This window comes from Bacillus sp. P14.5, assembly GCF_003316765.1.
Lineage (GTDB): Bacteria > Bacillota > Bacilli > Bacillales > Bacillaceae_B > Rossellomorea.
The window spans coordinates 290387-312998 of record NZ_NIJF01000083.1; the positions used below are offsets into that span (position 1 = coordinate 290387).

Sequence of the window (22612 nt, forward strand, 5' to 3'; positions counted from 1 at the left end):
AGAACTTGTATAGAGGAGGAGTATCCATGAACGTTGAGATTATGGTCAGCATCGGTTTCTTGCTTCTGCTGTTTTATTTTATTACCCTTACTATTACAGATTGATCAAAATACTTACACGGAGACGGGATCATGCTAAAAGAGCTGATCCCGTTATTCATGGACATTTATAAAACCATAATGAAATTTTGCCGATGGACGTTTGTCCACCTGGAAGCCAAGTTCTGTGAATAAGGGTGAGTTGTAGTGTTCCTTTAAGATGACCTTTATCTTTGCGACACGTATTGCCTCTTCCACCGATTCTAAGTCAATAGGGTTATAAACAGCCCATTTCCGCAACGGGCTGATTCCGGCAGAGTCTTCTATCGGTTCCTCAAACATGGGATCAAAGTATACCACGTCGTAACTGTTATCCTGCAATGATCTCAGATAGTTCACAGCATCGTCATTTACAACAGCAATTCTTTTCATTGCGGCATCCATTTCCACTACTCCAGAATCCCAGGTTTTCAACCCTTTTTCAATTACATAGGATATTGCCCGGCTCGCTTCTATTCCTTTCACTTTTCCTTCTCTTCCAACTGCATGACTGGCGATGATACTGTCTGAAGCCATACCCAAAGTGCAATCCAGCAGGCTCATCCCTTCCTTTAAACCAGCTGCTTCAATAAATGTATCTTTTTGCCCTTTAAGCATCCTCTTCATCCGAAAAGAAGCAGAATTGGGGTGGAAGAAGAAAGGCAGATCAGAATCTGCTGAAAATAGTTCAAGGCGTTCCTTTCCGACTACCAGGATATCTTCGCCATACCTCTCTCTCAGACCTTTTACGGTTTTCTTTTCTCTATGTATATAGGAGAGGCCCAACTCATCTGCCACCTTTTTTGCCTTTTCGATCATTTCATTGTTTGTTCTCCCCGCCGTTGTAACCAACAAAGCTGTAGTCACCCTTCCATAGTCTGTAATAGAAAATCCAGGAAGTCGGAATGACGCATTCCCTCCCCCCTGGATTCATTACCCCTGTTTAGTTCTTTGTCTTTTCAAGCCCGCTCTGGATATCAGACATGATTTCTTCAATAGAATGGTCTTCGATATTGTCCCGTGGTATGAAATGTATAACTTCCTTTCCCTTCATGATGGCCATGGACGGAGAAGAAGGCTCATATCCTTCAAAATATTCCCGCATTTTCGCGGTGGCATCCTTATCCTGGCCGGCAAAAACCGTCAGGAGTTGATCAGGCTGAATTTCACTGTTTAAAACAGTTTGAGTGGCTGCGGGTCTCGCAAGGCCGGCTGCACATCCACAGACAGAGTTTACGACTATCAATGAGACACCCTCTGACTCTTCCATTGTCTGTACCACTTCTTCTTCTGTTACCAGTTCCTTGAATCCGGCTTGCGTTAATTCTGCCCTCATCGGCTTGACTACTTGTTTCATGTATTCTTCATATGCCATTGACATGCTCATCCATCTCCTTTTCCTATTTCTACCCTCAGGCTTTGACTAAGGTATTACAAATTTGTTTTTTAGAAATCTCTATTCATAAGCCTCATTTCACTTTCGGAAAAATCCTTTGAGCAGAATTAATCCGCTGGATACTAAGATTTTTCTTTGACGAGGAAGCAGCCCTTTTCTTTCTTACTTGGCATTATATTGCCGGTAAATTATTGGGTTATCTTACGTCTTTTACGAAAAGAACCTTATAGAAACAAATTTATCCTTATTGCTTTCTAGCCTCTGTCATCTGCTTCCATACTGAACCTTTGGCTGCTTCTCCGCCTTCAATCCGTTCAATCGCCATTTTCACTTGCAGTTTCACTTCAAATTCAGGATCCTCTTCTGCTGCTTTTAAAGCAGGCAGTACGCTTGTATCTCCTGCTTCATAAAGGAACATGGCCGCACGCCACCGCACAAGCTTATTTTTATCCTGCAGGGCATCCGCCATTTCATCCATGGCCTCCTTGAAACCGAGGTCTGAGAGGCAATCTCCAGCAGTTCTTCTCACTGTCACTGTTTTATCTTTTAAGCCTTTATACAATAAAGGCAGAACCTTTTTATCCTCGATCATTCCAACATACACGACAGCGAGTCTGCGGATTGAGGCTTTCTCATCATTCAATGCTTTCTCAAGAAGCGGCAGATCATCAATATCAGGATCTTTCAAGCTTTCAAGAAGCTGATATCGGGTCTGCCAATCAGGTGCATTGAAATCTTCAACGGTCACTTTTTTTCCGCCTTTACCTGTCTTCTCTTCTTTACTTTCTGGATTCCGGGCTTTTTTGACAAGTGAGTCAAGACGATCTTGCGGGTAGGCTGCAAGGAGCTCTTCCACCACACTCTCACCGATTTCTTCCAATTCGCCATAGCGGGCACCCTGTTCTTTCCATTTTCTAAGGAGAACAACATTATCCCCTTCCATTTGAGCATCGCCTACAGCCTTCACGAACTGTTCGGGCATGGAAAAGCGTTTCTCTTCTGAATCATCTGCCAGCTTTACCTGCATGGGAATTCCTTTGAATTCCTGAACACTTACCGTGACTTCTCCAAAGTGCTCATCCGCTTTCATTGCTTCTGCAGCTGCCTCTGTATCCTCACCAAAAGCTTTTCTGACTCTCGGAAGGAGTTCCTGCCAATCAAATTTGGCATTCCTTTCAACAGCCAGAAAATCGGCTACGTGATAAACTCCTTTTATTCCTTCAATCTCAAGTATGTCCTTGATACGCTTAGGTGCCGACTCCGCATCTTCCCTTTTATAGTTGTTGCTTTTTCCGCCAGCCATTTCTTCATCCAGAATGATTTTCATAGTATTCGGGCTTGGCGTTGGTTCTATGGATTTGATCCTCATGAACTTGACCCCTTTCTCCGTCATAATTATCTTTAGTTTAACATAGACAGAACAAGTTACGAACGGATGAGCTTAATCCTCTGCGATTTCGGAAAGATAGGACCAGCGTTCGATTAACGTTTCCAGGTCCGTATTATACTGCTCTATTTCATCCATGAGCTTTTGGGCTCTTTCAAAATCGCTTCCGACAGCTTCAAGCGCGGTCTCGGCCTCAGCCAGCTTCTCTTCTGTTTGGGCAATCTTGTCATCAATTGCTTCCCATTCTCTTTTCTCGTTATAGTTCATTCTCTTCTTCTTTTCTGAGGCAGGCTTTGCTGATTGTTTAAGAGATGGCTTCTTTTCTTTGATTTCAACCTTCTCATCTGCCTTCTGAGCAAGATATTCTGAGTATTCACCTAGATAGGTGCCGATATGACCTTTTCCTTCAAAGACGAGGAGCTGCTCAGCTGTTTTATCAAGAAAATAACGATCATGTGAGACGGTTATGACTACTCCTGAGAAATCCATGATATAGTCTTCGAGAACGGTCAATGTTTCTGTGTCAAGATCATTGGTAGGTTCGTCGAGCAGGAGTACATTCGGTTTGGTCATCAATAACTTCAGCAAGAAGAGCCTTCTTTTTTCTCCGCCGGAAAGTTTTCTGATTAATGTTCCATGAGTTTGCATGGGAAACAGGAAACGTTCGAGCATGCTCGCGGCAGATATTTGGTCTCCATTTCCTATTGTAATTACATCTCCCGATTCCCTGATATATTCAATCATCCTCATATTTTCATCCATTTCTTCGTGGCCCTGTGTATAGTAAGCGATCTTCACTGTCTGTCCCTGGTTCAAATCTCCCGAATCCAGCTCATCAATACCTGCCAGGATATTCAGGAAGGTAGATTTTCCGCTCCCGTTCTTGCCTACGATGCCGATCCGGTCTCCAGGCTTAATCAAGTAATTGAATCCATCGAGAATCGCCTGTCCGGGGTAGCTTTTTACAGCATCTTTGAATTCAAAGACCTGCTTGCCCAGCCTGCTGCCTGAAAGAGACATATCGATTCCATCACTTGCACCAGAGGGAGACGTGTTATCTTCCAGATTTTCAAATCGCTGGATCCTTGCCTTCTGCTTGGTGGTCCTAGCTTTTGCCCCCCGTCTCATCCAGGCCAGTTCCCTGCGATAAAGATTCTTTTGTTTTTCAGCTATATTCTTTTCTTGTTCATTTCTTTCAGCCTTTGCCTCTATGAATGCCTGATAGTTCCCTTTATAGGAATAAAGGCTTCCTCCATCAAGTTCAAAAATCTTATTCGTTACTCGGTCCAAGAAATACCTGTCATGGGTAACAATGAGGACGGCACCTTGATATCTGGACAAGTACTCCTCAAGCCACTTAATTGATTGATAATCCAGATGGTTTGTAGGTTCATCGAGTATGAGAAGATCAGGTGTTTCAATCAATACCTGTGCCAAGGCTACACGTTTTTTCTGCCCGCCGGAAAGTTCGCCGACCTTTTTTGAAAACTGGGAGATGCCAAGCTTTGTCAGTACTGCTTTGGCGTTGGCATTGGCATCCCAGGCATTATCGATTTCCATCTGCCTCTGAGCTTCAAATAAAACTTCTTGATTCCTCTGGTCCTCTGGGTTTTCCTCTAACTGCAGCAGGGCTGTTTCGTACTCACGCATGGTCTTGATAACGGCGGCATCACTCTGGAAAACCTGGCTGAGTACATTCAATTCAAGGTCAAGGTCTGGTTCCTGTGACAAATAAGAAATAACATAATCATTTGGCTTGGTTATTTCTCCGCTGTCAGCCTCATCCAACCCGGCTATAATTTTCAAAAGACTTGATTTACCTGTACCATTGACCCCTATCAGACCTGCCCTCTCTTTTTCTGTTATTGTAAAACCTATATTTTTGAAAAGGGTCTTCTCCCCATATGATTTGGTGATATTTTCAACTGTTAACATCCTCATTGCTGACCATTCCATTCTTTGTAAAATTGCTTAAGAAAAAGTTCCATAAATTCATGACGTTCCTCAGCTATTGCTCTTCCAGTCTCTGTGCACATTAAATCCTTCAAAAGAAGCAGTTTCTCATAGAAGTGATGAATAGTGGAGGATTTTCCATTCCTATATTCTTCAAGAGTCATCTTTTCTCTGACGGAGAATCCTGGTTCATAAATTGGATTGCCTTTTTTGCCGCCGTAGGCAAAGGTCCTGGCAATTCCGATAGCACCGACAGCATCCAGCCTGTCTGCATCCCTGACCACTTTGGCTTCAAGAGTATGAAGTGCCTCCTCCTTGCCGCCGCGATAGGAAACAGCCGCTATAATATCAAGTATCTTCTCTTTTTCTCCATTATGTAATTCTATACTATTCAGTACTCTATGTAACTTATCCTGCCCCTCCTGCTCACTTTCATTTAGCTTGTCATCTGCCACGTCATGCAGCAGGGCCGCTGCCTCTATCCTTTCCAGGTGGTGGCTTCCTTCATTTTTTCCTATATATAAAGCAAGTTTCCTTACTCTGTCTATGTGATGCCAGTCATGTCCGCTTGAATCTTCAGCATGAATTTCTTTTACCAGCTCTTCAAGGATATTGAGATTATTGTTTATCATGGAGGGTGCCTCCTTTTTTATCTATTTTAACAGATTACAAAAAAAGCTTTTATCAGACAAAAAAGAAGAGGGACGCCCCCCTTCATTCTCAATCAGCAAACCAGCTGATTCCCAAAGTGTTTTCTCCTGCATGAACTCCAATGACCGCACCGAGTTCATGTGAGGAAAAGTTTATTCCAGGGTACTTGCCGGCAAGATCATTCACCCAGGAATCTGCTTCACCTTTATTCAAACCATAAAGAATATAGACCTCATTGATCTCTTTGCTCTGCAGCACATCATCTAAATAGTCTTTCATCCTGCTGTAGCCTTTTACAGTGCTTCTAACCTTCTCCTCGACTTCCAGTTTTCCATCTTTTATCGCCAGGATCGGTTTTATTTTCAGTACGGAACCAAGAAAAAATGATACTCCGTTCATTCTCCCGCTTTTGTGCAGCTGCTCAAGGCTTCCTACCATAACATACGTTTCACCAGTATCAATTTTAGCCAATAAGACCCTTTCTATTTCAGAAGGACTCATTCCTTTGCTTTCTGCTTCCATACCTTGCAGTAAAAGTTTCGTCAAAGGATAGGAGAGAATTTTTGAATCTATTACGGTTACCGGTATATCCACGAGCTGTGCTGCCTGGCGGGCAGAAGAAATGGTTCCGCTGAAAGCAGCCGACACATGAATGGAAAAGATGTGATCATACTCCTCTTGAAGACTGCAGTAGAGCTCCTGGAATACGCCGATGGATGGCTGAGATGTTTTCGCATCAGAACCCTTTTCTTTTAAAAGATGAAATAGTTCCTGCGGAAATAAATCGATGCCATCTTTATACTCTTTGCCTCCTATCAATATATTCATGGGCACCACAAATACATTATTGAGCTTCTCCACCGTCCTGCTTGCCGTACTGTCTGTCACCCAGGCTATCTTCATAATCATCATCCCCCTTACCCTATGTGTATGTCCAGGCCCTGTTTATCTATGAACCTTAAGAAAATAATTCTAGTAAAGAATTCTCTATGTGAACCACAACTTCCTCCAAATCATCCACCATTTCTTCCGTAATGATCCGATTAAATTCAACAATTCCCTGATGAAGAGATGGGCGGCTTGTGGAAGTAACTTTCCGCCATTCAATATTCCTGCTGGGTCCCCACCGTTCTTGCAAGCTGGTAATAAAGGTTTCAGAAAATAGACTTCCTTCTGATTCATATTGAACTTGAAGCCTAGCTCCGGGTTCACCCCCGATCCCCGGAAAAGCCTCTGCATTCCATTCTTCAGCACCGGCAGTCAAGGTTACCGTCACTGTAACATTATCTATTGCAGGGTTGCAGATGGTTAAAGAATACCTCCTTTCCATACTAGCCAGATCGATAATATCTTTTCTATTAATCACCTTCAGTGAGCCCGCTAATTCAAGATCATATAGAGCTCCTTGCAGAATCACTTTAAGATTTTCATAGGCTGCAGGATCAAACATAATCCTTTCCCTCCCTTCGTCCCTGACTTAATAAAGTCCGCTTACATTTCCTTTTTGGTCGACATCCATTCCATAAGCTGCAGGGGTTTTTGGAAGCCCTGGCATTGTCATGACTTCGCCTGTCATAGCAACAATGAATCCTGCCCCGATTTTTGGTCTGAGTTCTCTTATATGTATGGAAAAGTCTCTGGGTCTTCCAAGTTTTTTTGCATCGTCGGAAAGAGAATATTGGGTTTTAGCCATGCATACCGGCAATTGCCCCCACCCATTATCTTCAATTTCTTTAAGCTGTCTTTCTGCTTTTGTAGAAAATTCTACGTCGCCTGCTCCGTAAACATTGTAAGCGACCGTCTTAATTTTATCTTCCAAGCCCACCTGATTGTCGTACAATCTTTTAAAAGATTTTTGTCCATCAGCAATTATATCAATCACTTTGCGTGCTAAATCTTCTCCTCCTTTTCCTCCTTTTTCCCATACTTCGGTTAAAGAAACAGCTGCTCCATGGCTTTCACACCAATTCATAAGATAAGCAAGTTCCGCCTCTGTGTCAGTGATGAACTTATTTACTGCTATAACATAAGGAACCCCGAAAAGGCCGATTGTCTCCATATGTTTTTGAAGGTTTTCTAGTCCTTTTTCAAGCGCAGGTAGATTTTCCTGAGATAAATCCTTTTTGTTCTGACCACCATGCATTTTCAGCGCACGGACTGTTGCCACCAGTACAACCGCATCCGGACTGGTTCCAAGCGCGGATGTTTTGATATTCATAAACTTTTCCGCGCCTAAATCTGCGCCAAAGCCTGACTCTGTCACAACATAATCGGCAAGCTTCAGAGCAGCACGGGTGGCAATCACTGAATTGCAGCCATGCGCTATGTTCGCAAATGGGCCGCCATGAACTAGAGCTGGTGTATGTTCAATGGTCTGGACAAGGTTGGGTTTCACGGCATCTTTAAGAAGCATTGCGAGCGCTCCCTCTACACCAAGCTGTTTGACAGTAACAGGCTCTTTACGCATGTTATAAGCGATGACCATACTTCCCAGGCGTTTCTTTAAATCATCAAGGTCATTCGCAAGGCAAAGTACTGCCATGATCTCGGATGCAACAGTTATGTCAAATCCATCTTCTCTTGGCACCCCCTGTACCGGACCGCCCAACCCGATGACAATCTGTCTTAAGGCACGGTCATTAATGTCAAGGGCGCGTTTCCAAGTAATTCTTCTCTGATCGATTTCAAGTTCATTTCCTTGATGCATATGATTATCAATCATAGCTGCCAAGGCGTTATTTGCAGTAGTTATAGCATGGATGTCACCCGTGAAATGAAGATTGATATCTTCCATTGGAAGAACCTGGGCATATCCGCCGCCTGCCGCTCCCCCCTTGACTCCCATTGTCGGACCTAATGAAGGTTCCCGCAGGGCAATCATCGTTTTGTTGTTGATAGTGTTCAGGGCGTCGCCAAGTCCTACTGTTACAGTTGATTTACCTTCTCCAGCTGGTGTGGGGTTGATAGAAGTGACAAGTATCAGCTTCCCATCCTGGTTTCCTTCCAGTTTATTTAACGTTTCAAACGATAATTTCGCTTTATATTTTCCATACAGCTCTATATCCTCGTCCTGAAGACCAAGAGATGCTGCTATGTCCGTTACAGGGAGCATTTGGGCTTTCTGAGCGATTTCAATGTCTGATAAGTACTTTTTCTTTTGGTCCATTTTCATTCCTCCTGAGTTCAATACGACTTACACTATGTAATTTTAACAAAAAAGCTTTCGTTCCTTCATATACAGTTTACAAATCCTTTGTAACCTATTTTTATAGGATACCATTTTTTCTTTATATTAAGGGGGCTCTGTTTGTGCATAATACAATGAGGATTTTGATTTTGACTGCCCACTATGGAGAAGGGCATGTCCAGACTGCCCAAACACTTGCTGATACATTTATTGAGAAAGGTGTGCAGAATGTCCATGTTTGTGATCTGTACGGAGAAGCCTACCCGGCTGTACACAGCTTTGCACAAACTCTTTTGAAGAAAAGTTTTTCGAAATTAGGGGCTCCTTTGTATAAAGTGTTTTACTACGGCACAGATAAGCTTTCGACTAAAGGCCTTTCTTACTTTTACCAACACCTTGGAAAGAAAAGACTCATTGAATTATTTCAAATGTACCGCCCGGATATAATCATTACAACTTTCCCTATGCATGCCGGTGCCTACTTGCGTTCACGTCCGGCATTCAACATCCCGACATACACCGTCATCACCGATTATTGTGCCCACCCTTTATGGACCCATCCCTTAATAGAACAGTACTATGTCGCCTCCCAACAAGTCAAAAGCACTCTTACCAAATTTGGAGTGAACGATAAACAAATCAGCGTAACTGGCATTCCTATCCGAAAAGGATTTAATACCCCCCCTGCCCGTTCGCCAGGAACCTTCCATAAATTTGGTCTGGACCCCAGCAAAAAAACGGTAGTAATTGCTGGAGGAGGACTTGGGCTCCTTCCTGATATTAATGTAATCTATAAAGAGTTGAATTCTTGTAAAATCCAGATAGTTCTCATGACGGGCAGGAATAGCGACTTAATGAATCATCTTTCAGCTGTTTATAATTCTTATGATAATATCAAAATTTTCGGCTATCTCGAGAACATACTCGAACTTATGTCTGTAACAGACTGCCTTGTCACAAAGCCAGGCGCTATCACGCTTACAGAAGCAGCCTCATTGAATATCCCGGTAATATTAGTAAACCCTAATCCCGGGCAGGAGGCTGAAAATGCACAATTCTTCACCAGTAAAGGGGCAGCCATCATCGCCAAAAAATCTGATTCCATAAGCTCTTATATATCTTCCATCCTTTCAGATGAAGTGCTCAGGCAGCAGTTTTCCAATGGCTATCAATCAATTTATAAAAGAGAAGCTGCATTGAAGATTGCCGATGATATACTTGACCGGAATAGTCATATACATCAACATATAGGGGCCAACTAAATGGATACGCTGACTCATGTTGTCATTGGCGGCGGTATTGCAACCTTAAGCATGCTGGACCCTGTAATAGCTGAAGCAGGACTTTCTCCATTAATCTATGCTTCTTGCATTCTAGGCTCTAATGCGCCTGACCTTGATTACTTTTACAAGATGAAAGGGAAAAGTGCCTATTACCGTAATCACAGAGGCTTTTCTCATTCCATCCCCATGGTAATCATCTGGACGCTTTTGATTTCCTTGCTTTTCGTTCCGTTTGTATCCCCGGCCTTCTTGCTTCATTTAGCTTTTTGGACTTATCTTTCTGTGCAATTTCATGTCATTTCGGATATCTTAAATATTCATGGAACACAAGCACTGCGGCCATTTTCATCGAGATGGATTTCGCTGGACGCTGTCCCTCTCTTTGATTTTTTCATTATAGTCGTTCATGCAGCAGGTTTTGGTGCAGTATTATTAGGGGAGCCTCCCGGTGAAACCTTTCGCAATGTTTATGGAATCCTGGCGGTCTATATAACTGTAAGATTAGCTGTCTCATTTTCAGTCAAAGCACACTTGCGGGCTCATTTCAAAAACGCAGAGAGAATAAAAATTGTTCCTTCAATGAATCTCTGGAGTTTTCGAGTCATCATTGAAACAAAAAAGATTTTATTCTTGGTAAGTACTCAGTGGGAAGTCTTATCATCGATACCATACTCAGCAAATCCTTTGAGATGGAAAACAGTGTTCAACTTTCCTTACAAAATGAAGAGATCACCAATTTCCTTTTCAGCACTCCGTTCGTCCTTCCGAAGATTGTCAATCGAAAAAACAGGATAGAAGTCTGGTGGATCGATCTGCGCTTCAGGAAAAAGGGGTTCTTTCCTTTTATGGCTGTACTGGTTATGGATAAATCCCTTTCTAACGGTAAGGCGTATGCTGGCTGGTTCCACAGTCCATTTCAATTCAAAAAGAAGGTAAGTGAATTAAATAGTGAACTATAAATAGATCGTTATTAGCATAACTTCCTTTCATAACAAAACTCATCAAACAAAACCCCACTCATCAATAGGAAAAAGTGGGGTTTTACTGTACTGAAAGGAAAACATCTTCCCTTCTTAAAGTATTTCTTTATTGCTGTTCACTGTAATACACTTCTTCAAACGGCTGGACTACTACGAAACCTTCTCCTTCGAATTTCATTTGAATGGATTCTCCGCTGCCTCTGCCAAAAAAGGTCTTCAATGAGACATCAGTCACAAAATCAGGCTCAAGATCCCCTGACCAGGCTACAGTAGCATTAGGGTCTGTATAAACAGGGCTTCCCGGCCTCACAATTAGTGTCAAAGGTTCATAATGCGATGTTATTGCCACCATTCCGGTACCTTCGATGTGCACATTGAATAATCCACCTGCCATCATGCCTGCTACCCTTCTCATCAGTTTAATATCCCACTTCATTCCCGGCTGAAAGGCCAGCAGATCATTTCCATTCACATAAATCGATTCATTGCTAAGGTGAAGGATCGATATTTTCTTCCCTTGGTCAGCTAAATATAATTTCCCTTGACCTGCTGCTTTCATTAAAGAAGTGCCTTCACCTGTAAATGCCTTTTTAAACATCTTGCCCAAACCGTGCTCAAGGACACCTTCCCTCTCAAATTTAATCTGGCCTCTATAAGAAACCATCGCACCCATTTTCGCCCACACCTCTCCATCAAGGTTGACTTCGAGCATCCTGGGTGTTTCCAGTTCAAATAATCCTTCACCCTTATCTTCCTGTTGTGTCTGCTTGATAAATTCATCTATTGAAAAACGCTGTTTCATGTCTAAACCTCCAATTAGTTATTTTTAATTCTGAACATGAATAGGGTCATAAATGATAAAGCCTGCTTTAATTCAGAGGAAAGATTCATAATATGCTTCTCGGTCACACCTTTTTTGTAAATCCATTTTTCATCCTCTTTCATCATCCCGCTATCAAGGGCAAGCTTTTCCAGCTCCCATGGCATCATGGTATTACATATTACTTTTTCCCCGTGTAATCGCGGAAAGGAGTTTCCCCGTGGGTGGGCAGTCGGTCCAAGAATACCAATACATAACATTCCATCCTGCTTCACCAATTCTTTAACTTGATTCAAGGCATGGAGAGGGTCTTCGGTCCATTCCAATGAATTAATCATCATGACTGAATCGAATTGTTCTTTCTCAAATGGGGGATTTGAAAGGTCTCCCTGTATAAAATTCAATCCATCCTTTTCTTGCTGTTTTGCAAATTCCACCATTTTTTCCGACAGGTCCATTCCTATTACTTTAAAACCGTTCTCATAAAGCAGATAAGACCCAAATCCGTCACCGCACCCTAAGTCGGCCACCATGCTACCTTCAGGAATGTGCTTCACCATAAAAGGAATAATTTCTTTCCTGCTGCCCTCTGTCCACATATTCACACTTCTGCTATGCCAGTTGCTTGCATTATGATTCCAGCGCTCTTGTGCACTTTCATGCCATTCATTCTTGTTCACTCTGTCACCTGCTTTGTCAGTAAATTATGTAAGTATATTCTCCATCAATACTATTTTCCCACCAGACCTGCAAAATCCTTCTTTTCGAGGCTTCTTTTTAAGGTGTTTCTATCATTTGCGCCGTTTTTATACTGTTTGACTAATCAAGGATGAAATGCGGCTGCAGCCTGGAAGCAGGTGCTCTCTCAGTGGATTCACCCTCCCAGCCATTCAGCAGAATCTGTCCAACTGGCTCTTTTCGTGAACTTTGGTTGCTAATTCATATGAAATTCGTAAGATGAAGTTATTATTCATTGAAGAGATCCTGGTAAGCAAGAAAGAAAAGAGCTGATCCCTCCATGTTAAGGAGAGAAACCTTAGCATCCATGGTACTCCCGTATCTTGGGGATTTTTTTAAACAGCCCCTATCTTTACCAAAATAGCCTTCCAATTTTAAAATCACCCTTTTAATTTTGCTTATTTTGACCATACTAGGTGTGAAAATAATTGTAAAGGGTGGATAATAGATGGAAGAAATCACTAAGATCCAAAGGAAACACGACGGGGAAATCATCAGTTTCCAGACTTCAACAGGACGGATCATCTCTTATCAGAAGGCATTGATGGAAGCTCAAGAGGGAAGTTTAACAGGTGTCAGCTTAGAACTTGATGATAATGGTATGACTCATTTATCCAGCAGTATGGACGGAGATACCGGGTTTTCCGGGCTGCCAGAGATTTTTTAAGAATAAGACTGCTTCCCAATATACTTCTTAATAAGATGCAGAAGGAAATCTGTATAAATAAGGCTCTTTTCGTAAACTTTGTTGCTATTTGACGCCAATTCTGAAAAAAAAAACCATAGTTCAGTGGAATAACCTGGTAAACATGAAAAGAAAAGAGCTTCTCTCCCAGATTTGAGAAAAACCCTTAGTATCGGGGGGAAAATCCGGCTCTTGGGATTTTTCCGAAAAGCAACAATGTATGCGAAAACAGCCATAAATAAAAGAGGACGATTCAGGAAATCGTCCTCTTTTCAGTCGTTCTCATTTTTAGCTTGTATATCCCTTAAGCTTTTAAGAAGTTCATCATTATCTTCAAATAGCTGTACGAGATCCCCGATCCTGTCAATCGAATCCCAGCTTAGGTGATGCTCGATTCCTTCAACATCTTCATAAATATTTTCTTCTTTCACACCGATAATATTCAAGAATTGTTCCAGGAGCTCATGCCTGAAAACCAGCCTTTTCCCGATTTTGGTTCCTTTGGCAGTCAAGACGAGACCCCGGTATTTTTCATATACCAGATAATCATCTTTATCTAATTTCTGTACCATCTTGGTTACTGAGGAGGGATGGACAGACAGGGCATCAGCTATATCTGAAACTCTGGCGTATCCTTTATTATCGATCAGTAAATAGATCTGTTCTATATAATCTTCCATACTTGGCGTCGGCATATCGAACCCTCCACATTGGTAAAATATCATTAAAAGTTTACTATAGATGCTTATTGAATACAACAGCAAGTATTGAAACCATCATTTCCGAACCCATGATGAGCTATATTTTTTCTTCTTCAGCAATGCTCAATCATCATAATTGAAACCTTTAAAATTTTCTCACAAAATCTTCTCAAACTTCCTTGACTCATCAGAACGCCGTATTGTATATTTAAGACATCATTAACAGAATACTATGTCTTCTGCTAAGAATGGCAAAAGGTTCTTACAATGATAATATTTCCAGGAGCACAAAAATGTGCTTGAAAGATTTAGGAGGAACAGTATTATGCAAAACGGTAAAGTAAAATGGTTCAATAACGAAAAAGGTTTTGGATTCATCGAAGTAGAAGGCGGAGACGATGTATTTGTTCATTTCACTGCTATCCAAGGTGAAGGATTTAAATCATTAGAAGAAGGTCAAGAAGTTTCTTTCGAAATCGTAGAAGGCAACCGCGGACCTCAAGCTGCTAACGTAACTAAATTATAATTCTGAATATTATAGATGGTAAAGGAAGCTGTATTGACAGCTTCCTTTTTTACTTTCCTTCAGGCGCTTTACCAGTCTCAAGCACGAAGAGAGCCTTTTTGTGCTTGAAACTGGTAAAGCGCGCAGGAATGCAGCTCATACCCCATGCTTCTTTACATTAAAATTATTATGTTAAGTTTTTGCCCAATTCTTTGATTTGTTGGCCAACTGTACATTTCTCAATACAAAAACGATGAGCATATGTTTTTCCATGTTCTTTCCTAAAGTGCGCTTTCAGCAGGCAGTCCTCACAATATGTGGCATGAAGTTCATCCAACTTTCCTATGACTTGAGTTCGCTCCACTTCCATCACCTTTCTTATATACAATACTTCAATATCTTGAGTGGCTGTGAATAAATGTATCCTCCAGCGCTTGATTTGCCAAATGATCTGCTTCTTTATTTTGTTTCCTGCCGATTGCCTCATATATTGGCCTGATGCCAAGGGATTTTATTTTAGCTTCAATCCGGTCGAGCCAATCATTCAAAGCTTCTTCGTAGCAGGGCCATTCTCCTTCAAGCTGTTTCAGGACCACTTGCGAATCCCCTTTAATAACACAAGGAACATGGTGAACACCAAGTTCTTCGAGCAGCCCCATACATGAATAGAGAGCCGCGTATTCAGCTTCATTATTATTCTGGAGTTCGAGAAGTTTTTCATTCTTCCTGATCCTGAAATCTTCCCCGCCTTTTTGATAATATATCACCATGCCGAGACCGGCAAGTGCATTTTCCTTATTGTATCCTCCATCAAAGTAAACTGTAATATTTTCCGGTTCCTGTTCCAGTTCTTCATTCAATTTGAGGAACTCTTTTCTGTTCCACTCATTCTCCATTTCATCTCTGATGATGATATTCTTCGCTCTCCCTGTTCTCATCAGATCTTCAATCAAATAATCCACATACTTACGATTCATCCATTCGGATTCAAACGTGATCTTCTCTGGTATTTTGCCGTTGTAATTCCAAATCACTTTCATTTTCAAAGCTTCCCTCTCCTCTCAGTCATCTTATTTGTCCAATTCACCCCTACTATGTATAATGTACAAGGTCTTTTATTTAGCGTATTATGCACGCGTTGTGTAAAGAATAGATACTATCGAGTGTTTATAGTATATGCATAATTTCACTATAATTACAGGGAGATGCTGTTATGTTTAATGAATGGTTTGGACTTATTTTCATTCTTGTCAATTTCATCCTGGTGCTGGCGATGTACCGAATCTTTGGAAGGACCGGCCTTTTTGTCTGGATAGGCGTCTCAACTATATTAGCCAATTTGCAGGTCATTAAAACCATTGAGATCTTTGGGCTTACCGCCACTCTCGGCAATGCCATGTATGGGACCGCGTTCCTTGTGACGGATATCCTGAATGAAAAATACGGAAAAAAAGAAGCTCAGAAAGCAGTGTGGCTTGGATTCTTCACCCTGCTGACGATGACGATCATCATGCAGCTGGCTCTTATTTTTGAACCGCATCCTGACGACATCGCACAAGGCTCATTGGAAACAGTCTTTGGGATGATTCCCAGAATCGCTTTAGGAAGTCTTGCCGCTTATCTTGTCAGCCAATTTGCGGATGTTTATATTTTTGCGTTCCTTAAGAAAAAATTTCCGAAGGACTCCCAATTCTGGATCCGCAATAATGGAAGTACGATGATCAGTCAACTCCTTGATACCCTTGTCTTCACCTCAATCGCCTTTTTAGGTGAATTTCCGTTTGAAATATGGATTCAGATCGCTTTCACTACCTATTTATTAAAGTGGATCGTCTCTGTAATCGATACTCCTTTCGGCTATCTGGCCAAAAGGATATCTCCAAAAGAATGATACATGCTGCCGCTTGTAACTTATCTTGGTTCAAGCGGTTTTTCTATGAAAATCCTTGATTGGATTGATGTTTTTTGTATTTCTGATTAAACTGATAATAATTAATTGTTTAAATAGTTGAGGTGAAGAAATGGTTGAAGTATACATAGATGGCGCGAGCGCTGGAGATCCCGGACAAAGCGGGGCAGGCATTTACATAAAAAATAACGGAGAGAACTACTCCTATTCCATCCCATTGGGCATAAAGGAAAATCATGAAGCTGAGTTTTACGCTTGTATTAAAGCACTGCAGATCTGTAAAGAAAAGGATTACAGCGTCCTTTCCTTCAGAAGTGATTCTCAGGCAGTAGTCAATGCGGTAGAAAAAGAATTCGCAAAAAATAAAAAATATGGAACACTCTTAGAAGAAATCTTAATTCTTGCGAAAGAATTTGATCTGTTCTTTATCAAGTGGATTCCCAGTAAAGAAAATAAAAGAGCCGATGAGCTCGCGAGAAAAGCCATCCACTTAAACAGTGAGCCCGCAGATGAATAGACAAAAGCTGGGAGCTGACCTGTCACTGCTGGCGGTCGCGTTTGTTTGGGGAACTACATTTGTCATTATTCAAAATGCCATCTCTACCCTTCCCCCTTTCACTTTTAACACAGTGAGGTTTTATCTCGCAGGTCTCTCTCTTCTCGCCCTCCTGCTTATTAAAGAAAAGGGCAGGATACAACTTAACCCTCGCAGTTTATTGCCAGGGCTCCTGTTAGGCTTCTTTTTGTTCCTTGGTTATGCCTTTCAAACATTTGGTCTATTGTTTACAACTCCGGCAAAAGCAGGCTTTATAACAGGGTTGAGTGTCATCCTGGTTCCTTTTCTTGGCATACTGCTTTTGAAGCAGAGGCCTCTTTCGGCATCCATTACAGGAGCGATATCGGCCTGTTTCGGTCTGTACTTACTGGCTTCAGGTCATGCTCAGTCTGTTAACTTTGGCGATTTGCTTGTCTTGGTCTGTGCATTGGGATTTGCGTTTCATATTATTTTTACAGATAAATATGCCAAGACCATTTCCGCTTTGCAGCTCACTGTCATTCAAATCATGACTGTAGCTGTATTATCATTTCTGTCCATGCTTTTCTTTGAAGATTGGCAGAGCTCCCTTTCCTTGGACACTTTGCTTCAAATGAATGTCCTGTCTGCACTCATTGTTACAGCTCTCCTTGCTACTTCGGCAGCCTATTTCATCCAAACTTCCGCCCAAAAGTACACCACTCCAGCAAGGGTCGCGGTCATCTTGACAATGGAACCTGTATTCGCTGCCCTCTCCTCTTACCTATGGATAGGAGAAGAATTAACAGGACTTGCTCTAGTAGGCTGCTTGTTCATTTTCATGGGTATGCTTGTGACTGAGTTGCCTGGGCTTATAAGATTTGCAACAAAAAAAGCCATAAAGAGGCTTAATTTTAGTAAGACTGTTTTTTTATGGCTTGTCGCTTGAGAGCTTTTTTCTGGTACCATGACCGGCTGGGTAACTAAGGTGTTTTTTTATTACCTTTTCATGGTTTATTTGTTGGATTGGGCATCTAGGGGGACTTTTTGGTAAATCCTTGATAACCTTGGGAAGCTTTTCTTTGATGGTTTGGGCATCCAGGGCTTTCTTGTTGTTTCCCCATCAATGCTTATTTTTTGATTATCGGTGCCTTTGAAATCCCGAGTTAGCTCATATTTAATACAATTGTCTTTGAGATTTAGTCCAAGAATAAAAGAGAACATGAAACAATTAAAGTTTTCGTCTTCCTAAAGCCGGTTAAAGTTCAATTTTTATTTTCATTAGTGCGCATAGAAGTTACCCTGGTCAAGCCAGCAGTTCCAGGCTTTCCACATGCCTCCAGGCGTCCTTCCTCGTCGTAATTTTGCTTGAGTGTAAAGTTTCCAATAAAGACATATAAAAACTGTTATCGAACCTCTTTTGCGCCTTTAACGTAATCTCAATAGCAGTATTGACTATTTCATCAGTGACATTTAGTGACCGTTTCCCAAAGTAAATAAAACCGATTGCATCTTCCCCAAATTTGAATCCTTTGTTCTCTAAATGAATAAGAAATTCTTCAGTTGTTTGTTTACTGTACTTCACTATTTTCCTCACCCTGCATTTTAGTTTAGAACTTCTTCTTGTATGTAATCAACTTTTATCTATTAGTAAAAGGCTGTTTTCGCATTAATTGTTGCTTTCGGAAAAATCCCAAGAGCCGGATTTTCCCCCGGATACGAAGGATTTCCTCTATAAACGGAGGGTGTAGCTCTTTTCTTTCTTGCTTACCAGGATATTTCGGGGGAATTACGGCGTTTTTTTCCGAATTACATATTAAATAGCAACAAAGTTTACGAAAAGAGCCTAGTAAAAAGATTTTTAGCGGAAGTTCATCAGTTTGTACGCGGCTGTAGACCGCTTCCGCTTTTGTCTCCGTCCAGCTCCCGTGCCCCAAAGGGTGGAGGACTGCCAACCTCCTCCTTGCGATAAGTCAACAAGTTCATTTCCTCAACCTTTTAAAGGCAGATACAAAAAAATCGGATCTTGGATTTTTTTCTATTATCAATGGGAAACTTTTTACACGTTCTCTTTCTTGAATGGGAAATGAACATCGGATCGCTTCGCTCAACGTGTTTCCTTTTTCTCATGCGGAGCTGGTACAGTCCGTTCGCCGCTGAGCGGGGCACTTCCGCTTTTGATTCCGTCCAGCTTCAGTGTCCCCAACGGCTTAGCGGACTGCCCATCTCCTCCTTGCGATTAGTCAACATCAACTCACTTCGTTCGTTGTGTTTCCTTTATCTCATGCGGAGCTGGTACAGTCCGTACGCCGCTGAGCGGGGCACTTCCGCTTTTGTCTCTATCTTACAAAATATTTTCTTTTTTGTCTTTGTTTTTTTTCGAGGAGGAAGCTGGCTGCGCCCATGAGGGTGCCGAAGATGGCACCGCCTACTACTTCTGCCGGCTGGTGGCCCAGCATTTCCTTTAGTCTTTTTGGTTTTTCTTCGAAGGGGATGGATCGGTCCTGGTCGGCTTTGCTTATCAGTTCATCTAAAGAATTAACCTTCAATGTCAGTTCACCTGTTTGCCGGCGAATTCCCTGGGCGTCGTACATTACGATCAGCCCGAAGACAAAGGAAAGAGCAAAATCGATAGTTGAAAATCCTCTTTTTAATGCTATGAAGGTTGTCAAAGAGGAAACCCCGGCTGAATGGGAGCTTGGCATCCCCCCGGTCTGAAATAATAACATAGGGTTCCATTTTCCTGTTTTAAAATAATACAACGGAATCTTTAGAGCTTGAGCTGCTACTATGCTCAATAGTGAAGTAACGACTCCTCTATTCATCATTTAACGCCTGCCTCTCGTTCGAGTTATATTCACACCAATAGTGTATCCAATTGATTTAATTACATTAAAACCATCACAGGTGGTGAAAATAAAAACGGAGGTGAAACCATGAGTAAAAACCATAGCAGCAACAGAGGTACCAAGGCACCAGGTGTTAACCCGCAAGGATTCGGACAAGATGGCGTAAAAACGCCAGATCCCAAAACGGAACTTGAAAACAGAGCAAAGCGCTCTAATACAAAAAGATAAGTCTTAATCTTAATCAGGTACGATTAGACAGGAAACGTACCATTAAGTCAGAGCAACCCGAAGATAATGGTACGTTTAGCAGTGAAACATACCATTAAGTCAGTGCAACCCTAAGTTAATGGTACGATTAGACAGGAAACATACCATTAAGTCAGTGCAACCCTAAGTTAATGGTACGATTAGCAGGGAAACATACCATTAACTCAGAGCAACCCGAAGTTAATGGTACGATTAGCAGGGAAACATACCATTAAGTCACAGCAACCCGAAGATAATGGTACGTTTAGCCAGGAAACGTACCATTAAGTCAGTGCCACCTAAAGTTAATAGATAGAAAAGGGACTGTTCAAAGGCATAATGCTTTTGAACAATCCCTTTTATAAATGTTAAGCATGCTGGCTGAGCAAATGATCCTTGCCGATCAAATACCTTCTCAATACTCTTAACTCAAGCTCGTCCATCATGGAGATGGCGTCTGGAGCAATCGATTCCCATTTGGCGGAATTCATATTGAACTCCAGCGGGACATCGCATTTAATTTCAGCAAGCTGGCGGGACACATGCAGCATCTCCAAATCAGTCTCAATTTTCTTTCGTTGAGCCGGAGTCAGGAGATGGATCCCCTCAAGGATTCCTTGGATATGCTGGTGTTCCTGAATAAGTTTAACTGCTGTTTTTTCGCCGATACCCTTAACACCCGGATATCCGTCGCTTGTATCTCCCATAAGAGCTTTAACATCAATGAACTGCGTGGGAGTCAGTCCTTTTTCCTCGATAAAGAAGTCCTTTGAATAAGTGTGATAGTTTCCGAACCCCTTTTTCAAAAGAACAACATCTATATTATCATCAAGCAGCTGAAGCAAATCCTGATCACCGCTCAAGATTGATACTTTTGTCTCTTTGGAAGCACTTTTGGCAATCGTCCCGATACAATCGTCAGCTTCAAAGCCTCTTAATCCTATATTGTAAAGTGCAAACCCTTCTGCTACCTCTTTTGCAAGGTCGAATTGAGGAATCAATTCAACTGGAGGAGCGTTTCGGTTGGATTTATAATCTGTATAAATTTCATTACGGAAAGTCGAGCTTCCCATATCCCAGCAGACAGCTGTATGAGTTGGCCCAATATGTTCAACAGCCATTAGAAGATGCTTCATGAACCCCTGAACCCCGTTGGTCGGCTGACCTTTTGAATTAATCATGAATTGTCCTGAAACGGCAGTAGCAAAAAATGAGCGAAATAGTAATGCCATCCCATCTATCAATAATAAATGTTCGTTATGTTTTTCCACATTGACCACTCCTTTGTTCACCTTAGCATTATAACATATTTCCGTATGAAATTTTTTAGGAATTCTTAGGAGAAGGACATTAGCACATACAGATTATTAAAATTGAGTGATTAATCTCAGCAGCCATTTATCCCCACTGAAAAATTTTCAAGAAATAAGCGGAGAAATCCGCTTATTTGCTAAAAACTTGTCAAAGATAGTCTATTTTACTGTGCATAAGCAGAAAAATTCCGCTTATATACCTCATTTCGAATGTAATTTCGCAGCTTAGCCGGAATAAATCCGCTTATTTTAGAATATTCATGTCCTCCACAGGTAAACCGCCTGCTTGAATGGGAAGAAGTGTTAGGGAACCCTGCTTATCCTCTCGTGAAAGAAGAATTTCAGGACCATAAAAAAGACAGGCTCCTTTAAGAAGCCAAGCCTTTGTTCAATCCTGTCTATTTTTCCTTTTCCACACTATGCTCCTTATAAGACACCCAGTCACTATAGCTGCCAGTATAAAGCTTTGCGTTTCTATACCCTGCTGTCCATAAGGAAAGGATGTTCGCAGCCGCTGTTACTCCGGACCCGCAGTAAACTATGACGGTTTCATCCTTTTCAATATCAGACCATCTTTTCTCGTGATCATCTTTTGAAAGGAAGCTGCCATTCTTGAGTGAATCTGTCCACTCATAATTCACTGCCCCGGGAATATGGCCGGCAACTTTATCAATGGGTTCGTACCGCCCTAAATACCGGTCCCTTGCTCTTGAGTCAATCAGCAGTCCTTCACTTTCTCCTGCCGCTATTTCTCTGACATCCTCTACAGAGGCTGCTATGTCAGGCTGTAAAACTGGATGATACTTCTCAGCAGGATACTCTGTTATCTGGGATGTTACCTCAAAGCCTTCATTCTTCCAAGCTTCAAAACCACCATTTAGAATGAAAGCTTCCTCATGGCCGAGGTATTTTAGCATCCACCAGCAGCGTGCAGCAAATGCTCCTTCTCCCGAATCATAGGCAATCACTTTAGTTGAGTTGGTTATTCCGGCCTTTTGCACTTTCAGGACAAAATCATCTATATCGGGAAGCGGATGGCGACCTCCATGCACCTCAATTTCGCCCGAAAGATCATCTTCCAGGTCAAAATATACCGCCCCGGGAATATGTGCTTCTTGAAAAAGTGCCTTACCGTAATGAGGTTCGCCCAGTTTGTAGCGGCAGTCTATGATTCTGACTTCTTCACTGAGATAATTGGATGAGAGCCACTGTATCTCTTTAATGTTTTCCATCAGCATCCTCCTCCTTTTTCATTAGATTCCTAATGTGTTCTTTAGGACTCCAGCAATTGAACTGATAGTGCGGCTGGGTTTCAAAACCAAGTCTGGTGCATTGGTAGAACATCTCCCCGCTCACCCTCTTTGCAGAAAAGTGCTCACAGGTGGCACATGCATGAAATCGGCTTTTCCTCATATGCT

General features: G+C 41.8%; 25 protein-coding genes. 8 read left to right on the forward strand and 17 right to left on the reverse strand.

The features are described 5' to 3' along the window. Window positions 1-152: 152 nt before the first annotated feature. From B9Z54_RS16105 to B9Z54_RS16140, 8 genes are all read right to left on the reverse strand, one after another. Window positions 153-932, reverse strand: a complete 780-nt coding sequence (locus B9Z54_RS16105) for a class I SAM-dependent methyltransferase (protein ID WP_113929336.1) — start codon at window positions 930-932, stop codon at window positions 153-155. Window positions 933-1020: 88 nt separating this feature from the next. After that, the gene (locus tag B9Z54_RS16110) at window positions 1021-1458 is read right to left on the reverse strand and encodes a BrxA/BrxB family bacilliredoxin (protein ID WP_113929337.1); all 438 of its coding nucleotides are present in this window, start codon (window positions 1456-1458) and stop codon (window positions 1021-1023) included. Window positions 1459-1717: 259 nt separating this feature from the next. Then, entirely contained in the window at window positions 1718-2842 is a 1125-nt protein-coding gene (locus B9Z54_RS16115; protein ID WP_113929338.1) for a conserved virulence factor C family protein, read from the reverse strand. A 72-nt stretch (window positions 2843-2914) separates the two neighbouring features. Then, complete coding sequence (locus tag B9Z54_RS16120) at window positions 2915-4801, reverse strand: ABC-F family ATP-binding cassette domain-containing protein (RefSeq protein WP_113929339.1); 1887 nt, start codon at window positions 4799-4801, stop codon at window positions 2915-2917. Further along, window positions 4798-5445 carry an HD domain-containing protein gene (locus B9Z54_RS16125; protein WP_113929340.1) on the reverse strand — a complete coding sequence of 216 codons (648 nt, stop codon included), beginning with the start codon at window positions 5443-5445 and terminating at the stop codon, window positions 4798-4800. Before B9Z54_RS16125 ends, B9Z54_RS16120 begins: the two co-directional genes overlap by 4 nt. 88 nt (window positions 5446-5533) lie before the next feature. After that, window positions 5534-6367, reverse strand: coding sequence for a DegV family protein (locus B9Z54_RS16130; protein ID WP_345840743.1), 834 nt, complete (start codon window positions 6365-6367; stop codon window positions 5534-5536). Between the two features lie 55 nt (window positions 6368-6422). Next, window positions 6423-6914 carry a hypothetical protein gene (locus B9Z54_RS16135; protein WP_113929341.1) on the reverse strand — a complete coding sequence of 164 codons (492 nt, stop codon included), beginning with the start codon at window positions 6912-6914 and terminating at the stop codon, window positions 6423-6425. A 27-nt stretch (window positions 6915-6941) separates the two neighbouring features. Next, window positions 6942-8630 (reverse strand): formate--tetrahydrofolate ligase, encoded by a 1689-nt coding sequence (locus B9Z54_RS16140; RefSeq protein ID WP_113929342.1) that lies wholly within the window; start codon window positions 8628-8630, stop codon window positions 6942-6944. A 143-nt stretch (window positions 8631-8773) separates the two neighbouring features. Here B9Z54_RS16140 and B9Z54_RS16145 point away from each other — a divergent pair, with 143 nt between their 5' ends. Continuing rightward, entirely contained in the window at window positions 8774-9913 is a 1140-nt protein-coding gene (locus tag B9Z54_RS16145) for an MGDG synthase family glycosyltransferase (RefSeq protein ID WP_148952915.1), read from the forward strand. Then, on the forward strand, window positions 9914-10729 hold the full coding sequence (locus B9Z54_RS16150) for a metal-dependent hydrolase (RefSeq protein WP_113929344.1): 816 nt from the start codon (window positions 9914-9916) through the stop codon (window positions 10727-10729). It abuts the gene before it with no gap. A 291-nt stretch (window positions 10730-11020) separates the two neighbouring features. Here B9Z54_RS16150 and B9Z54_RS16155 read toward each other — a convergent pair whose 3' ends face one another. Together B9Z54_RS16155 and B9Z54_RS16160 are read right to left on the reverse strand one after the other, a co-directional pair. After that, window positions 11021-11716 (reverse strand): AIM24 family protein, encoded by a 696-nt coding sequence (locus tag B9Z54_RS16155; protein WP_113929345.1) that lies wholly within the window; start codon window positions 11714-11716, stop codon window positions 11021-11023. 14 nt (window positions 11717-11730) lie between these two features. Next, complete coding sequence (locus B9Z54_RS16160; RefSeq protein ID WP_113929346.1) at window positions 11731-12414, reverse strand: class I SAM-dependent methyltransferase; 684 nt, start codon at window positions 12412-12414, stop codon at window positions 11731-11733. Window positions 12415-12920: 506 nt separating this feature from the next. Here B9Z54_RS16160 and B9Z54_RS16165 point away from each other — a divergent pair. Then, window positions 12921-13139 carry a DUF3892 domain-containing protein gene (locus B9Z54_RS16165; RefSeq protein ID WP_113929347.1) on the forward strand — a complete coding sequence of 73 codons (219 nt, stop codon included), beginning with the start codon at window positions 12921-12923 and terminating at the stop codon, window positions 13137-13139. A gap of 290 nt (window positions 13140-13429) precedes the next feature. Here the strand turns inward: B9Z54_RS16165 and mntR are convergent, their stop codons facing one another. Next, a complete protein-coding gene (gene mntR, locus B9Z54_RS16175; RefSeq protein ID WP_113929349.1) occupies window positions 13430-13852 on the reverse strand; it encodes a transcriptional regulator MntR in 423 nt (140 codons plus the stop codon). 331 nt (window positions 13853-14183) lie between these two features. Between mntR and cspD the strand changes: the two genes are divergently transcribed. Next, entirely contained in the window at window positions 14184-14384 is a 201-nt protein-coding gene (gene cspD / locus B9Z54_RS16180; RefSeq protein ID WP_113929350.1) for a cold-shock protein CspD, read from the forward strand. A gap of 166 nt (window positions 14385-14550) precedes the next feature. Here cspD and B9Z54_RS16185 read toward each other — a convergent pair whose 3' ends face one another. Together B9Z54_RS16185 and B9Z54_RS16190 are read right to left on the reverse strand one after the other, a co-directional pair. After that, on the reverse strand, window positions 14551-14727 hold the full coding sequence (locus tag B9Z54_RS16185) for a zinc-finger domain-containing protein (RefSeq protein ID WP_113929351.1): 177 nt from the start codon (window positions 14725-14727) through the stop codon (window positions 14551-14553). 28 nt (window positions 14728-14755) lie between these two features. Further along, the gene (locus B9Z54_RS16190; protein ID WP_113929352.1) at window positions 14756-15409 is read right to left on the reverse strand and encodes a reverse transcriptase-like protein; all 654 of its coding nucleotides are present in this window, start codon (window positions 15407-15409) and stop codon (window positions 14756-14758) included. A 167-nt stretch (window positions 15410-15576) separates the two neighbouring features. On the opposite strand from B9Z54_RS16190, the gene B9Z54_RS16195 reads away from it, so the two are divergent. The 3 genes from B9Z54_RS16195 to B9Z54_RS16205 all read left to right on the forward strand — a co-directional run bounded on the left by B9Z54_RS16195 (window position 15577) and on the right by B9Z54_RS16205 (window position 17735). Further along, the gene (locus tag B9Z54_RS16195) at window positions 15577-16254 is read left to right on the forward strand and encodes a queuosine precursor transporter (protein WP_113929353.1); all 678 of its coding nucleotides are present in this window, start codon (window positions 15577-15579) and stop codon (window positions 16252-16254) included. Window positions 16255-16384: 130 nt separating this feature from the next. After that, complete coding sequence (locus B9Z54_RS16200; protein WP_113929354.1) at window positions 16385-16789, forward strand: reverse transcriptase-like protein; 405 nt, start codon at window positions 16385-16387, stop codon at window positions 16787-16789. Continuing rightward, a complete protein-coding gene (locus B9Z54_RS16205) occupies window positions 16782-17735 on the forward strand; it encodes a DMT family transporter (protein ID WP_113929355.1) in 954 nt (317 codons plus the stop codon). Before B9Z54_RS16200 ends, B9Z54_RS16205 begins: the two co-directional genes overlap by 8 nt. Before the next feature lie 357 nt (window positions 17736-18092). Here B9Z54_RS16205 and B9Z54_RS16215 read toward each other — a convergent pair whose 3' ends face one another. Together B9Z54_RS16215 and B9Z54_RS16225 are read right to left on the reverse strand one after the other, a co-directional pair. Beyond that, complete coding sequence (locus tag B9Z54_RS16215; protein ID WP_240189965.1) at window positions 18093-18371, reverse strand: DUF6123 family protein; 279 nt, start codon at window positions 18369-18371, stop codon at window positions 18093-18095. A gap of 754 nt (window positions 18372-19125) precedes the next feature. Then, window positions 19126-19611 carry a divergent PAP2 family protein gene (locus tag B9Z54_RS16225; protein WP_113929415.1) on the reverse strand — a complete coding sequence of 162 codons (486 nt, stop codon included), beginning with the start codon at window positions 19609-19611 and terminating at the stop codon, window positions 19126-19128. Between the two features lie 111 nt (window positions 19612-19722). Between B9Z54_RS16225 and sspL the strand changes: the two genes are divergently transcribed. Then, complete coding sequence (gene sspL / locus B9Z54_RS16230) at window positions 19723-19863, forward strand: small, acid-soluble spore protein L (RefSeq protein ID WP_113929359.1); 141 nt, start codon at window positions 19723-19725, stop codon at window positions 19861-19863. Window positions 19864-20249: 386 nt separating this feature from the next. Here sspL and B9Z54_RS16235 read toward each other — a convergent pair whose 3' ends face one another. Both B9Z54_RS16235 and B9Z54_RS16240 read right to left on the reverse strand, forming a co-directional pair. Next, entirely contained in the window at window positions 20250-21152 is a 903-nt protein-coding gene (locus B9Z54_RS16235; protein ID WP_275887816.1) for a 5'-3' exonuclease, read from the reverse strand. A gap of 440 nt (window positions 21153-21592) precedes the next feature. Then, entirely contained in the window at window positions 21593-22426 is an 834-nt protein-coding gene (locus B9Z54_RS16240) for a sulfurtransferase (protein WP_113929361.1), read from the reverse strand. Between the last annotated feature and the right edge of the window lie 186 nt (window positions 22427-22612).